10 protein-coding genes are annotated in these 13,619 nt (G+C 70.0%); 2 read left to right on the forward strand and 8 right to left on the reverse strand.

Annotated elements, in window-relative coordinates:
- The first annotated feature begins 102 nt into the window (after window positions 1-102).
- Together ACH4SE_RS24720 and ACH4SE_RS24725 are read left to right on the forward strand one after the other, a co-directional pair.
- On the forward strand, window positions 103-1,323 hold the full coding sequence (locus ACH4SE_RS24720) for a thiolase family protein (protein WP_398545644.1): 1,221 nt from the start codon (window positions 103-105) through the stop codon (window positions 1,321-1,323).
- Window positions 1,320-3,446, forward strand: a complete 2,127-nt coding sequence (locus tag ACH4SE_RS24725) for a 3-hydroxyacyl-CoA dehydrogenase NAD-binding domain-containing protein (RefSeq protein ID WP_398545645.1) — start codon at window positions 1,320-1,322, stop codon at window positions 3,444-3,446. Before ACH4SE_RS24720 ends, ACH4SE_RS24725 begins: the two co-directional genes overlap by 4 nt.
- Before the next feature lie 76 nt (window positions 3,447-3,522).
- Here the strand turns inward: ACH4SE_RS24725 and ACH4SE_RS24730 are convergent, their stop codons facing one another.
- The 8 genes from ACH4SE_RS24730 to ACH4SE_RS24765 form a co-directional block, all read right to left on the reverse strand.
- Entirely contained in the window at window positions 3,523-4,383 is an 861-nt protein-coding gene (locus ACH4SE_RS24730; RefSeq protein ID WP_398545646.1) for a DsbA family protein, read from the reverse strand.
- 143 nt (window positions 4,384-4,526) lie between these two features.
- On the reverse strand, window positions 4,527-6,458 hold the full coding sequence (gene dxs, locus ACH4SE_RS24735; protein WP_398545647.1) for a 1-deoxy-D-xylulose-5-phosphate synthase: 1,932 nt from the start codon (window positions 6,456-6,458) through the stop codon (window positions 4,527-4,529).
- Between the two features lie 225 nt (window positions 6,459-6,683).
- Window positions 6,684-7,949: a sugar ABC transporter permease gene (locus ACH4SE_RS24740; RefSeq protein WP_398545784.1), complete on the reverse strand. Its 1,266-nt coding sequence runs from the start codon at window positions 7,947-7,949 to the stop codon at window positions 6,684-6,686.
- Window positions 7,950-7,963: 14 nt separating this feature from the next.
- Window positions 7,964-8,752 (reverse strand): ATP-binding cassette domain-containing protein, encoded by a 789-nt coding sequence (locus tag ACH4SE_RS24745; protein ID WP_398545648.1) that lies wholly within the window; start codon window positions 8,750-8,752, stop codon window positions 7,964-7,966.
- 266 nt (window positions 8,753-9,018) lie between these two features.
- On the reverse strand, window positions 9,019-10,125 hold the full coding sequence (locus ACH4SE_RS24750; protein ID WP_398545649.1) for a sugar ABC transporter substrate-binding protein: 1,107 nt from the start codon (window positions 10,123-10,125) through the stop codon (window positions 9,019-9,021).
- Between the two features lie 139 nt (window positions 10,126-10,264).
- Window positions 10,265-11,467, reverse strand: a complete 1,203-nt coding sequence (locus tag ACH4SE_RS24755; RefSeq protein WP_398545650.1) for an ROK family protein — start codon at window positions 11,465-11,467, stop codon at window positions 10,265-10,267.
- 289 nt (window positions 11,468-11,756) lie between these two features.
- Window positions 11,757-12,680 carry a carbohydrate ABC transporter permease gene (locus tag ACH4SE_RS24760; protein WP_398545651.1) on the reverse strand — a complete coding sequence of 308 codons (924 nt, stop codon included), beginning with the start codon at window positions 12,678-12,680 and terminating at the stop codon, window positions 11,757-11,759.
- 10 nt (window positions 12,681-12,690) lie between these two features.
- Window positions 12,691-13,614 (reverse strand): carbohydrate ABC transporter permease, encoded by a 924-nt coding sequence (locus tag ACH4SE_RS24765; protein ID WP_398545652.1) that lies wholly within the window; start codon window positions 13,612-13,614, stop codon window positions 12,691-12,693.
- Window positions 13,615-13,619 lie beyond the last annotated feature (5 nt).

The raw sequence follows: 13,619 nt of genomic DNA on the forward strand, positions 1-13,619 counted from the left end.
CGGTGTGACCTACGCCGCTTCGCGGGGTCGCACTGTCCCGTTCGGTTACCCGCGAGTAGCATGTGCCGGGAGGCGAGTGAACACACATAGAGGGAGCTAGTCGTGCCGCGTTCTGCGAGGGACGTCGTCTTCGTCGACGGCGTCCGTACCCCGTTCGGCAAGGCGGGCCCGAAGGGCATCTACCACGAGACCAGGGCCGACGACCTGGTCATCAAGTGCATCAGGGAACTGCTGCGGCGCAATCCCGGGCTGGACCCGGCCCGTGTCGACGAGGTCGCGATCGCCGCGACCACGCAGATCGGCGACCAGGGGCTGACCCTGGGCCGCACCGCCGGCATCCTGGCGGGGCTGCCGACCACCGTGCCCGGCTTCTCCATCGACCGCATGTGCGCGGGCGCGATGACGGCCGTGACGACGACGGCGGGCGGGATCGCGTTCGGCGCCTACGACGTGGTCGTCGCGGGCGGTGTCGAGCACATGGGGCGGCACCCGATGGGCGAGGGCGTCGACCCGAACCCGCGCTTCGTGTCGGAGAAGCTGGTCGACGAGTCGGCCCTCTTCATGGGCATGACGGCGGAGAACCTGCACGACCGCTTCCCCGCCCTGACCAAGGCCCGCGCCGACGAGTACGCGGTGCGCAGCCAGGAGAAGGCCGCCAAGGCCTACGCGGACGGCAGGATCCAGCCCGATCTGGTCCCGGTCGCGATCCGCCGCACCACCCCCGAGGGCGGCGAGACGGGCTGGGGCCTGGCCACCGCCGACGAGCCCATGCGCCCCGGCACCACGCTGGAGCAGCTGGCCGGCCTCAAGACCCCCTTCCGGCCGCACGGCCGCGTCACCGCGGGCAACTCCGCGGGCCTCAACGACGGCGCCACCGCCTCGCTGCTGGCCGCCGAGGACGTCGCCCGCGAGCTGGCCCTGCCGGTCAAGATGCGCCTGGTCGCGTACGCCTTCGCGGGCGTCGAGCCGGAGGTCATGGGCATCGGCCCCGTCCCGGCCACCGAGAAGGCGCTGGCCCGCGCGGGCCTGACGATGGACGACATCGGCCTCATCGAGGTCAACGAGGCGTTCGCGGTGCAGGTGCTGTCGCTGCTCGACCACTACGGCATCGCCGACGACGACCCGCGCGTCAACCCGTACGGCGGCGCCATCGCCTTCGGCCACCCGCTGGCCTCCTCCGGGGTGCGGCTGATGACGCAGCTGGCCCGGCAGTTCGAGGAGCACCCCGAGGTGCGCTACGGCATCACCACGATGTGCGTCGGCTTCGGCATGGGCGGCACGGTCGTCTGGGAGAACCCGAACTTCGACGGGAGCGTCAAGTGAGCACCACCACCGAACTCCTCAAGGGCGCGGCCGAGCTCTTCCCCGGCGAGGTCGTCACCTCCGCGCACGTGCGGCACCTGGAGCTGCCCGGCGCCGGGCGCTTCGCGCTGATCACCCTCGACAACGGCCTGGACCACACCAAGCCGACCACCTTCGGCCCGCAGTCGCTCGCCAACCTGAACGCAGCGATCGACCAGGTGGAGAAGGAGGCCGCCGAGGGCGCGATCACCGGCGCCGGCATCACCGGCAAGCCGTTCATCTTCGCCGTCGGCGCCGACCTCAAGGGCGTGGAGCTGCTCGCGCGGCACGAGGACGCGCTGGCCATCGGGCGCGGCGGCCACGACGTCTTCAAGCGGCTGTCGTCGCTCGCGGTGCCCACCTTCGCCTACTACAACGGCGCGGCCATGGGCGGCGGCGTCGAGGTCGGCCTGCACTGCACCTACCGCACCGTGTCCGCCTCCGTGCCCGCCTTCTCGCTGCCCGAGGTCTTCCTCGGCCTGGTACCCGGCTGGGGCGGCTGCACGCTGCTGCCGAACCTGATCGGCGCCGACCGCGCGGTCACCGTGATCATCGAGAACTCGCTCAACCAGAACCGGCAGCTCAAGGGCCCCCAGGTCTACGAACTGGGCATCGCCGACGCGCTGTTCGAGGCCGCGGACTTCCTGGAGCAGTCGCTCGCGTGGACCGCGTCCGTCCTCCGGGGCGAGATCGAGGTCCACCGCCCCGAGGTGGACCGCGGCGAGGCCTGGGACGCGGCCGTGGCCCGCGGACGCGCCGTCGCCGACGCCAAGGTGCACGGCGCGGCCCCGGCGGCCTACCGCGCGCTGGAGATCGTCTCCGCGGCCCGCAGCGGCGATCTGCGGCAGGGCTTCGAGGCCGAGGACCGGGCGCTCGCCGACCTCATCATGAGCGGCGAGCTGCGCAGCGGCATCTACGCCTTCAACCTGGTGCAGCGGCGCGGCAAGCGCCCGGCCGGCGCGCCCGACAAGGCGCTGGCCCGCCCGGTGACGAAGGTCGGCGTCGTGGGCGCGGGCCTGATGGCCTCGCAGCTGGCGCTGCTGTTCGTGCGGCGGCTGGAGGTGCCGGTCGTGCTGACCGACATCGACCAGGAGCGGATCGACAAGGGCGTGGCCTACGTGCACGCCGAGATCGACAAGCTGCTCGCGAAGGGCCGGCTGAAGCAGGACGCCGCCAACCGGTACAAGGCACTCGTGACCGGGCACCCGGACAAGGCGGCGGCCTTCGGGGACGCCGACTTCGTCATCGAGGCGGTCTTCGAGGACATGGGCGTCAAGCAGCAGGTCTTCGCCGAGCTGGAGGCCGTGGTGCGCCCGGACGCGATCCTGGCGACCAACACCTCCTCGCTGTCGGTCTCGGAGATGGCCGCGAAGCTGGAGCACCCCGAGCGTGTCGTGGGCTTCCACTTCTTCAACCCGGTCGCGATCCTGCCGCTGCTGGAGATCGTCCGCGGCGAGACCACCGACGACGCGTCGCTCGCGACCGCGTTCGCCGTGGCGAAGAAGCTCAAGAAGACCGCGGTGCTGGTCAAGGACGCGCCCGCCTTCGTGGTGAACCGCATCCTGACCCGCTTCATGGGCGAGATCCAGAACGTCATCGACGAGGGAACGCCGGTCGCCGTGGCCGAGAAGGCCGTCGAGCCGCTGGGCCTGCCGATGTCACCGCTGGTGCTGCTGGAACTGGTCGGCCCCGCCATCGGCCTGCACGTGTCGGAGACGCTGCACGCGGCCTTCCCGGAGCGCTTCACCGTCTCGGAGAACCTGGCGGCCGTCGTCAAGGCCGGCAAGCGCGGCTTCTACGTCTACGACTCCGGCCGCCCCGAACTGGACCCGGAGGTCGCCGCGCTGCTGAAGCAGGGCGACCGTGTGCTGACCGAGGCGCAGGTGCGCGCGCGGGTGCTGGACGCGGTGGCGCAGGAGATCGGGCTGATGCTGGACGAGGGCGTCGTCGCCGAGGCCCAGGACATCGACCTGTGCCTGATCACGGGCGCCGGCTGGCCCTTCCACCTGGGCGGCGTGACGCCGTACCTGGACCGCGAGGGCGTCTCCCAGCGGGTCAACGGCAAGCCGTTCCTCGCGCCGGGCGTGGCGAGCGTCCCGGCCTGACGCGCGGCACAGCGAAGGGGGGCCGGTCCACCGCGGTGGACCGGCCCCCCTTCGTCGCGTTCGGGGCGGCGGGGCCTCAGCCCGCCTGCGCGGGCTGCGGTTCGGCGTCGAGCGCGACGACCCGCTTGACCTCGGCACCGACCTGCTTGCGCAGGGAGGCAGGCGTCAGCGTCTTCGCGTCCTTCACCGGCTCGCCGTTGATCTCGACGACCGGCGCCGAGCCGAGGCCGGCGGCGGTGAAGTCCTGCTGGGACCTGAGGACCCAGCCCTCGTGGTCGCGCTGCTCCACGCACGGCTCGAAGGTGCCGGCCTTGATCTTGTGGGCCTTGCGGGCCAGCTTCTCCATGAGCTTCTCGCTGCTGAGCGCGTCGTCCTTCGGGTCGGCCGGCTGGACCTTCCACAGCTCGTCGACGAAGGCGGCGAAGCGGCCCTGGTCCTGCGCGCAGGCCGCGGCGTTGGCCGCCACCGCGGAGCCCTTGCCGCCGTACTGCTTGTCGGACGACGTCACCAGGCGGTACTGGAGCTGCACCTGGCCGGAGTCCAGCATCTGCTGGAGGGTGTCGCCGTACTGGTCCTGGAAGGCCTTCGAGTCGGGGCTGCGGAGGTCCTCGTAGACGGTGAGGGTGACCGGGACGCTCGGCTTCACGGGGATGCCCAGCTTCGGGCCGGCGGCCGTGGGGGTGGGCGTCGGGCTCGCGTCGGGCGCCAGGGGCGCGGCCGTCGGCCTCGTCGCAGGGCCCACCGCGCCGGTGGGCTCGGACACCTTGTCGTCCTTGCCGGCGCGGACATGGGCGCCGATCAGCGCGGAGACGCCGAAGACCACGACCATGGCCGCTATGCCCACCGCGTAGGGCCGCAGCCGGGCGAGGGGCCCCTTGCGCTTCTTCTTCGGGGCTGCCGAACCGCCCTTGGTGCCGGGCCCCTTGGACTCCGTCATGCTTACGCCACCTCGATCATCCGCACTGCCTTCGCGCATTTCTACCATCGGCCGCGCACCCCCGGGAAACGGGGTTCCCGCCGGGAGCGGGCCGGCCGCCGCCCGGTGCGCCGCGGCGGCGGACGGGCGGCGGGAGCCTCGGGTCAGCCCGCCTCGGGCTCGGCCGGCACCGGGTCGGCGGCCTCGTCGGCGAAGCGGCCGTCGATGGTCGCGACCACGCCCGTGACCTGGCGCGCGATGTCCGGCGCGGTCAGGCCGACCGCGGCCAGCACGTCCTTGCGGGAGCCGTGCTCCAGGAAGCGCTGCGGAATGCCGAAGTCCCGCAGCGGTACGTCCACCTCGGCGTCGCGCAGCGCCTGGGCGACCGCGGAGCCGACACCGCCGGCCCGCCCGTTGTCCTCGACGGTGACGACGAGCCGGTGCCGGGCCGCGAGCCCGGACAGTTCGGGGTCGACCGGCTTGACCCAGCGCGGGTCGACGACGGTGCTGGTGATGCCCTGGGCGTCCAGCAGCGCGGCGGCCTCCAGGCACATCGGGGCGAGCGCGCCGACCGACACCAGCAGCACGTCGGGCTGCTCGCCGGCGGCCGGCTCGCGCAGCACGTCCATGCCGCCGATCCGGCCGACCGCGGGCACCGAGGGGCCGACGGCGCCCTTGGAGTAGCGGACCACGGTGGGCGCGTCACGGACCTCGACGGCCTCCCGCAGCTGCGCCCTGACCTGCTCGGCGTCGCGCGGCGCGGCGATCCGCAGGCCCGGGACGACCTGGAGGATCGACATGTCCCACATGCCGTTGTGCGAGGGCCCGTCGCTTCCGGTGACGCCCGCCCGGTCCAGGACGAAGGTGACACCGCACTTGTGCAGGGCCACGTCCATCAGGACCTGGTCGAAGGCGCGGTTGAGGAAGGTCGCGTAGACCGCGAAAACCGGGTGCAGCCCGCCGGTGGCGAGTCCCGCGGCCGAGACGGCGCCGTGCTGCTCGGCGATGCCGACGTCGAAGACCCGCTCGGGGAAGGCCTCGGCGAATTTGGTGAGGCCCACCGGGTGCAGCATCGCGGCCGTGATGGCGACGATGTCCGGGCGCTCCTTGCCGAGCGCGAGCATCTCGTCGCCGAACACCGACGTCCAGTCGGCGCCGCCCTCGGACAGCGGCAGGCCGGTGTCGGGGTGGATCGGGCCGATGCCGTGGAAGCGGTCGGTGCGGTCCCGCTCGGCCGGGGTGTAGCCGCGGCCCTTCTCGGTGATGCAGTGCACCAGGACGGGCCCGTGGAAGCGCTTGGCGCGCAGCAGCGCGGACTCCACGGCCTCGACGTCGTGGCCGTCGATCGGGCCGAGGTACTTCAGGCCCAGGTCCTCGAACATGCCCTGCGGGGTGATGAAGTCCTTCAGGCCCTTCTTGGCGCCGTGCAGCGTCTCGTAGAGCGGGCGGCCGATGAGCGGGGTGCGCTCCAGCACCTCCTTGGTGCGGGCGAGGAACTGCTCGTAGCCGTCGGTGGTGCGCAGGGTCGCCAGGTGGTTGGCGAGGCCGCCGATGGTCGGCGAGTACGACCACTCGTTGTCGTTGACGACGATGACGAGCGGGCGGTCCTTGGCGGCGGCGATGTTGTTGAGCGCCTCCCAGGCCATGCCGCCGGTGAGCGCCCCGTCGCCGATGACGGCCACGACGTGGTCGTCGCGGCGCAGCAGCTCGTTGGCCTTGGCCAGGCCGTCCGCCCAGCCCAGCACGGTGGAGGCGTGGCTGTTCTCGATCACGTCGTGCTCGGACTCGGCCCGCGAGGGGTAGCCGGACAGGCCGCCGGTGCTCTTGAGCCGGCTGAAGTCCTGCCGTCCGGTCAGCAGCTTGTGCACGTAGGCCTGGTGGCCGGTGTCGAAGAGGATGCGGTCGCGCGGGGAGTCGAAGACCCGGTGCAGCGCCACGGTCAGCTCGACGACGCCCAGGTTGGGGCCGAGGTGGCCGCCGGTCTTCGACACCGCGTCGACGAGGAAGGAGCGGATCTCGGCGGACAGCTCCACGAGCTGCTGCGGGCTGAGCCGGTCGAGGTCGCGCGGTCCGTTGATACGGGTCAGCAGTGCCACCCGTTCCTCCTTAGCCTGTCGCTCCCGGCCGATCTGGCCTTCGGAAGAGTCTAATGTTCGGGTTACCGGCGCGTCGGGCGACCCGTGCGACGTCCGTCACGTGCCGCTCCCCCCGGGCCCCGGGGCGGCGTGTCGGCGCTCCCGGCGCGCCCCGCGAACGACGGAACCGCCGGGCGGTCCTGGGATCCAGGTCCGCCCGGCGGTCCGGGTGGTGCGTGCGGCAGGTCAGGCGCGGCCGGAGCTGCGCTGGGTGCGGCGGGAGATCGAGTCGACGACGACGGCGGCGAGGAGCACCGCGCCGGTGATCATGTCGTTGATCGAGTCGTCCTTGTTCAGCAGGTTCAGGCCCATCTGGATGGACTCGATGACCAGCATGCCCAGCAGCGCCGACCAGACGCTGCCGCGGCCGCCGAAGAGGCTGGTGCCACCGATGACGGCCGCCGCGATGGCGAGCATCAGCAGGTTGCCGCTGCCGGCCTGGAGCGTCGCGGTGTACTGCTGGGCGGCGAGGAAGAGACCGCCGAGGGCCGCGAAGAAGCCGGAGATCGCGAAGACCGATATACGGACCATCGCCACGTTGATACCGGCGCGGCGGGCGGCCTCGATGCCACCGCCGACCGCGAAGATCTTGCGGCCGTAGGTGGTGCGGCGCAGCACGAAGTCGCAGATCACCAGCGCGGCCAGGAAGATCACCAGGGAGTTCGGCACGCCGGAGGACTTGTTCAGCACGTACGCCGCCACGTAGGCGACGACCGCGAGCGCGACCGTGCGGAAGAGGATCTCCCCGGTGGGCCGGAAGGGCACGGACGCCTTGCGGCGCCGCTGCTGCTCGATGAGAGAGCCGATCAGCAGGGCGGCGACGGCGAGCGTGGCCAGGATGTAGGCGCCGGCGATGCTCTGGTTCATGAAGAAGGAGCGCTGGCCCAGGGTGTGCAGCAGGCCCTTGTCCTGGATCGTGAGGCTGCCCGTGCTGCGCAGCAGGTACTTCATGACGCCCGCCCAGCCGAGGAAGCCGGCCAGGGTGACGACGAACGCCGGGACGCCGATCTTGGCGAAGAAGAAGCCGTGGAAGGCGCCGATGACGATGCCGGTGAGCAGGGTCAGCAGGACCGCGAGCGTCGGGTCGACCCCGTGCTGGACGGTCAGGATGGCGAAGACCGTCGAGGCCAGACCGCTGACCGAGCCGACCGCCAGGTCGATCTCGCCGAGCAGCAGCACGAAGACCAGGCCGATCGACAGCATGCCCGTACCGGCCATGAAGAAGCCGATGTTGACCATGTTCTGCGAGCTCAGGAACAGGCTGTTCTGGACCTGGAAGACGGTCCAGATGATGATCAGCGCGACGATCACCGGGAGCGAGCCCAGCTCGCCGCCCTTCAGCTTGCGCTTGAACTCCGTGATGTAGCCCTTGAAGCCCTCTTCCCGGACCAGCAGCCGGGGGTCGACGGTCGGGACCGCCGGCGGCGGCACCTCGTCCACGGGCTTGCTCATCGTGGTCTTGTCGCTCACTGGGCTGCCTCCGCGTTGCGCGCCAGACGGCGGGTCACGGCGTTGTCCGTGGCGCCGGTGATGGCCGCGATGATCTCTTCGTTGGTGGTGTCCTTGACCGGGAAGGCACCGTTGTTCCTGCCGAGGCGCAGCACGTGAACGGTGTCGCAGACCGCCATGACGTCGGCCATGTTGTGACTGATCAGGATCACGCCGAGGTTGCGCTCGCGCAGCCGCTCGACGAGGTCCAGCACCTGCGCCGTCTGCTCCACGCCGAGGGCGGCCGTGGGCTCGTCGAGGATGACGACCTTGGGGTCGCCGATGAGCGCGCGGGCAATGGCGACGACCTGCCGCTGGCCACCCGAGAGGCTCGCGATCGGGATCCGGACGCTGGGGATCCGGATGGACAGCGTGTTCAGAAGTTCGCGGGAGCGCTGTTCCATCGTGACCTCGTCGAGGCTGCCGAAGCGCAGCAGTTCCCGGCCGAGGTAGAGGTTGCCGACGACGTCGAGGTTGTCGCAGAGCGCGAGGTCCTGGTAGACGGTCGCGATACCGAGATGCTGGGCGTCCTGCGGGCGGTTGATGTGCACGGGCCGCCCTTCCCACTCGATGACGCCCTCGTCCACGGGGTGCACGCCCGCGATGGTCTTGACCAGGGTCGATTTGCCGGCGCCGTTGTCGCCCACCAGGGCGACCACTTCTCCGGCGTGAACCTCCAGGTCGACGTCGGTGAGGGCCTGGACCGCACCGAATCGCTTGGAGACTCCGCGCAACGCCAGCACGGGCGTAGCGGACACGTGAACCATCTCCTTCGCCGCCTGACCGGCGGGGATGCCGCGTGCTGCGTCGAACAGCCGCGGAGGGAGTGCGCAATGCACGGGTGACAAGATTACAAAGTGAACGGGGGTGGGGTAGACCCCTGTTCTTCAAAAAGCCGCTCCCGCAAGCGTTTCCGTCCGGTGCCCGCCCTGTTAGCGGGGTGTTTTGTACGGAACGGGCACCGGACAGGCTCACGAAGACGGTTCAGGCCGTGGAAGCGGCCGGGACCGTGCGGACCGGACGGGCCGTCGGATCAGTTGATGCCGGCGGCGGCGCACTTGGCGGCGAAGTCCGCGGTGCAGATCTGGTCCTTGGTGTACAGACCGTCCTTGATGACCGTGTCCTTGATGTTGGCCGTGGTGACCGAGGTGGCGGGCAGGAGCTTGGCGGGCACCTCGGCGCCGGTCAGCTGCTTGGCGGTGGCGTCGGCGACGGTCTTGAAGTCCTTGCCCTGGAGCAGGTCGACCGCGATCTCCGCGGCGGCGTCCGCCTCCGGCTGGTAGGCCTTGTAGATCGTGGCGGTCTGGGTGCCCGCCAGGATCCGCTGCAGACCGTCGAGCTCGGCGTCCTGACCGGTCAGCGGCGGGTTGATGCCGGCGCCCTTGAGGGCGGTGGCGACACCGCCGGCCATGCCGTCGTTCGCGGAGTAGACGCCGGCGATCTTGTCCTTGCCGATCAGGTTGATGGCGGCGGTCATCTTCTGGTTGGCGATGTCGCCCTTCCACAGACCCGACTGCTCGTAGGCGATCTTCACCTTGCCGTCGAGGATCTTGTGCGCGCCCGCCTTGAACATGGCGGCGTTCGGGTCGGCGGGGTCACCGTCGATCATGACAACGTTGGCAGACGGCGTCGCCTTGGAGCCCATGGCGTCGAGCAGCGCCTGGCCCTGCAGCTCGCCGATCTTCTCGTTGTCGTAGGAGACGTACGCGTCGATGGGGCCCTCGGCGAGGCGGTCGTAGGCGACGATCTTGATGCCCTTGTCCTTCGCGGCCTGGATCGACGACTTGATGCCCTTCGAGTCCTGCGCGTCCACGATCAGGACCTTGACGCCCTTGGCGATCATGGTGCTGACCTGCTGAGCCTGCTTCGCCGGGTCGGCGGCGGCGTTCGCGTACTCGACCGAGCAGTCGGGACACAGCTCGTTGATCTTCTTGGTGATCAGCGGCCGGTCGAACTTCTCGTAGCGCGTGGTCGCGTTCTCCGGGAGCAGCAGGCCGATCGACTTGTCGGCACTGCCCTTGGAGGACCCCTTGTCGGAGCCCTTGTCGTCGCCGCCGCCGGCCTTGCCGCACGCCGCCGCACCGAGGGCGAGCGAAACGGCCGCGGTGCCGATGACGATCCGACGCGTCATTGCGTTCATCTGAGGTTGCCTCCCTGACAGGGCCGCAACACTGCGGCCGAGGTGGAGGTGAGTCAACTCCGGCTGACACCCTGTCGTCAAGAAGTAAACACTTAACGAGATTGCAACGGCGCGTTTCGTTAGCAGTGTGAACGCTCAGTTATGCCGAAACGGCCGGTGTGTCGACCGGGTGGGTGCCGTCCAGCAGGGTGGAGTCGCCCATCTCGCTCAGCACCAGGGCCAGCGCCCCCAGCACCTCCGCCCGCGCTCCCAGGGCCCCCGGCACCACCGACAGCCGCTGGGCGGCACTGGGGATAGCGTAACGGGACACCGATTCCCTTATCGGGCCGAGCACCAGCTCACCGGCCTCCGCCAGGTCGCCGCCCAGCACCACCCGGGAGGGGTTCAGCAGGTTGCACAGGCTCGCCACACCCATCCCGATGTGCCGCCCGACGTCGCCCGTCACCCGGCGGCAGCCGGGGTCGCCCTCGCGCGCCAGCTGCACCATCCGCGGGATGCTCAGCCCCTCCCCGTGGCTGCCGCGCAGCAGCTCCAGGACGTAGCGGGCGGCGGTGAAGGTCTCCAGGCAGCCGCGGTTGCCGCAGCGGCAGACCGGGCCCGACTCGTCCAGCGTGATGTGACCGATCTCGCCCGCCGTGCCGCCCGGGCCGCGGTAGATCCGGCCGTCGATCACCAGGCCGGCGCCGACCCCGCTGGCCACCTTGATGTAGGCCAGGTCCTTGACCCCGCGGCCGCCGCCCCAGACCAGCTCGCCGAGCGCCCCGAGGTTGGCGTCGTTGTCGACCTGCACCGGGACGCCGAGCCGGTCGGACATCTCCTGGCGCGGATTGATGCCGCTCCAGCCGGGCAGGATCGCCGTCGAGCCGAGCGCGCCGGTCTCCACGTCGATCGGACCGGGCACGCCGAGGCCGACGCCGAGCACCTTGCCGGGGCTGATCCCGGTGGACTCCACGAGCCGCGCGACCAGCTGCTCCGCACGGTCGAAGCCCTGCGAGGCGGAGGCGTCCACGTCGATCGGCTCGGACTGCTCGGCCAGCACCTGGTGGGCCAGGTTGCCCACGGCCACCCGCAGGTGGGAGTGGCCGAAGTCCACCCCGACGACGATGCCCGCGTCCCCGGACAGCGCCACGCTGCGGGCCCGCCGACCTCCCGAGGAGGTCGGCGTGACCTGCACCGTCCCGTTGTCCCGCAGCTCGCGTACGATGTTGGACACTGTCGCGGCCGACAGGCCGGTGCTGCGGGCGATCTCCGCCTGGGTGAGCGATCCGGCCAGCCGGACCGCGCGTACGACGCGCTCCAGGTTGGCCCGGTGCAGCGACGACTGCGAACCCGGTGTCTCCACGACATCCACTCCTGCCCGGCAGGCGGCCAGTGCCCGCTTGCCCGCACGGGACGGGGCCGGTCTGGTGCGGCCGGCTGGACCCTGATGGCCCCTTGACGGCAGCAGCACACCAGTAAGACCCCGTCGTCTACAACATGTGAACTCTAAGTTGAGTGTTTGGGGTGATGTCCCGTCAAGGGGGAGAGCCACACCGTTATGGGAATCGCCCGTTCCGCAAGCCGGTGCGAACACCGCGAAACGGCCCCGTCCGAGGACGGGGCCGCCGGTCCGGCAGCGTCGGCGGGGCGCGCTACTTGAGCGCCCCCGCGGTCAGCCCGGCCTGCACCTGGCGCTGGAAGACCACGTAGACGGCCAGCACCGGGAGCATGGCGATCGACAGGCCGGCGAAGAGGCCGCCCCAGTCGCCCTGGTAGCCCTGCTGCACGGCGAGGTCCGCCAGCCCCTGGGTGAGCACCCATTTGTCCGTGTTGCCCTGGTTCAGTACCAAGGGCAGCAGGTACTGGTTCCACTGCCCGAGGATGTTGAAGATCCCGATGCTGATGATGCCGGGCTTGGCCATCGGCACCATGATCTGGAAGAACGTCCGGGTGTGCGACGCGCCGTCCACCAGCGCCGCCTCCGCCACCGAGGTGGGCAGGGTGCGGAAGAAGGAGGTCATGAAGAAGACCGTGAAGGGCAGCGAGTACGCGATGTAGACCAGGATCAGGCCCGGCAGGGTGTTGATGATGTGCAGGTTGGTGGTCACGAAGAACAGCGGCACCAGCACCATCACGACCGGGAAGGCCATGCCGGCGACGAAGATGAAGTAGATCAGCCGGTTGAACGGGAACTCGAAGCGCGCCAGCACGTAGGCGGCCATCGAGCCGAAGAGCATCGTGCCGAAGGTCGAGAAGCCGACGACGATGATCGTGTTGACGAAGTAGCGGCCCATGTGCGCCTTGGACCAGGCGTGGGACCAGTTGTCGAAGTGGAAGTGGGTCGGGAAGGACAGCGGGTGGCTGAGGATGTCCCCGGAGCTCTTGAAGGAGCTCCACAGCGCCCACAGCAGCGGCAGGCCGACCATCAGACCCCACACCAGCAGGAAGATGTGACTGAAGGCGTTCAGCACACCGCCCTCGCTGTAGCGCCACTTCCAGCGGGTGGCGGAGGTGCTGGGCGAGCCCGGTTTGCGGGGTGCCGACTCCGGGAGCTCGTCGATCGTCTCGGTGGTCATCGCGGAACCCCTAGAACTCGATGCGCTCGCGGCGCGACAGCCGCAGCGTCAGTACGGCGAACAGCAGGGTGACGATCAGCATGGCGACACCCATGGCTGCCGCCAGACCGTATTGGCTGTTGTCCCGGAAGGCGGTCTTGTACAGCAGCAGCGGCACCACGTCGGTCTTCTCGTCGGGACCGCCGTAGTTGACCGACATCAGCTGGACGAAGGCGAAGGCGTCCATGGCGATGATGCCCATGTACACCCATCCGGTGGCCACCGTGTCCGCCAGCAGCGGCAGGGTGACCCTGAAGAAGGTGACGAAGCGGCTGGCCCCGTCCAGCAGCGAGGCCTCGTAGATCTCGGTCGGGATGGAGGCCATGCCCGCCGAGAAGAGCACCACGTAGAAGCCGACGTTCGCCCACACCATCACGGCCATGATGCAGCCGAGGGCGAGGTGCGGGTCGCCCAGCCAGGACTGGGTCAGCGAGCCGAGGCCGACGTTCGACAGCACGGCGTTCAGCACGCCCTCGTCCGGGTCGGGGTTGTAGATCTGCTGCCACAGGATGGCGATCACGGTGACCGACAGCACCTGCGGGAAGAAAAAGATGATCTTGTATGCGCCCGAGCCCCTGACGCCGGTGACCGACGCGCCTCTGCGCCGGCCACCGACATTCAGCATGAAAGCGAAGAACAGACCGAGTGCCAGCGTCACGACCGGCACGATCAGCAGCAGCAGCACGTTGTGCCACAGCGACTGCCAGAAGAGGTGGTTGTGAATGATCTTCCGGTAGTTCCCGAGCCCGATGTAGTGCCTGTCGGGTGTGAGTCCGGTCCAGTCCGTCATGGAGATCTGGAAGTCCTGGACGAATGGCGAGATCACGAAGACCCCGTACAGCGCTACAGGAATCGCCAGAAATCCGATGATGAACCGGTACTTGCCGTGTCGCATGTCGC

The organism is Streptomyces sp. NPDC020983, assembly GCF_044333485.1.
In the GTDB taxonomy this organism is placed as follows: domain Bacteria; phylum Actinomycetota; class Actinomycetes; order Streptomycetales; family Streptomycetaceae; genus Actinacidiphila.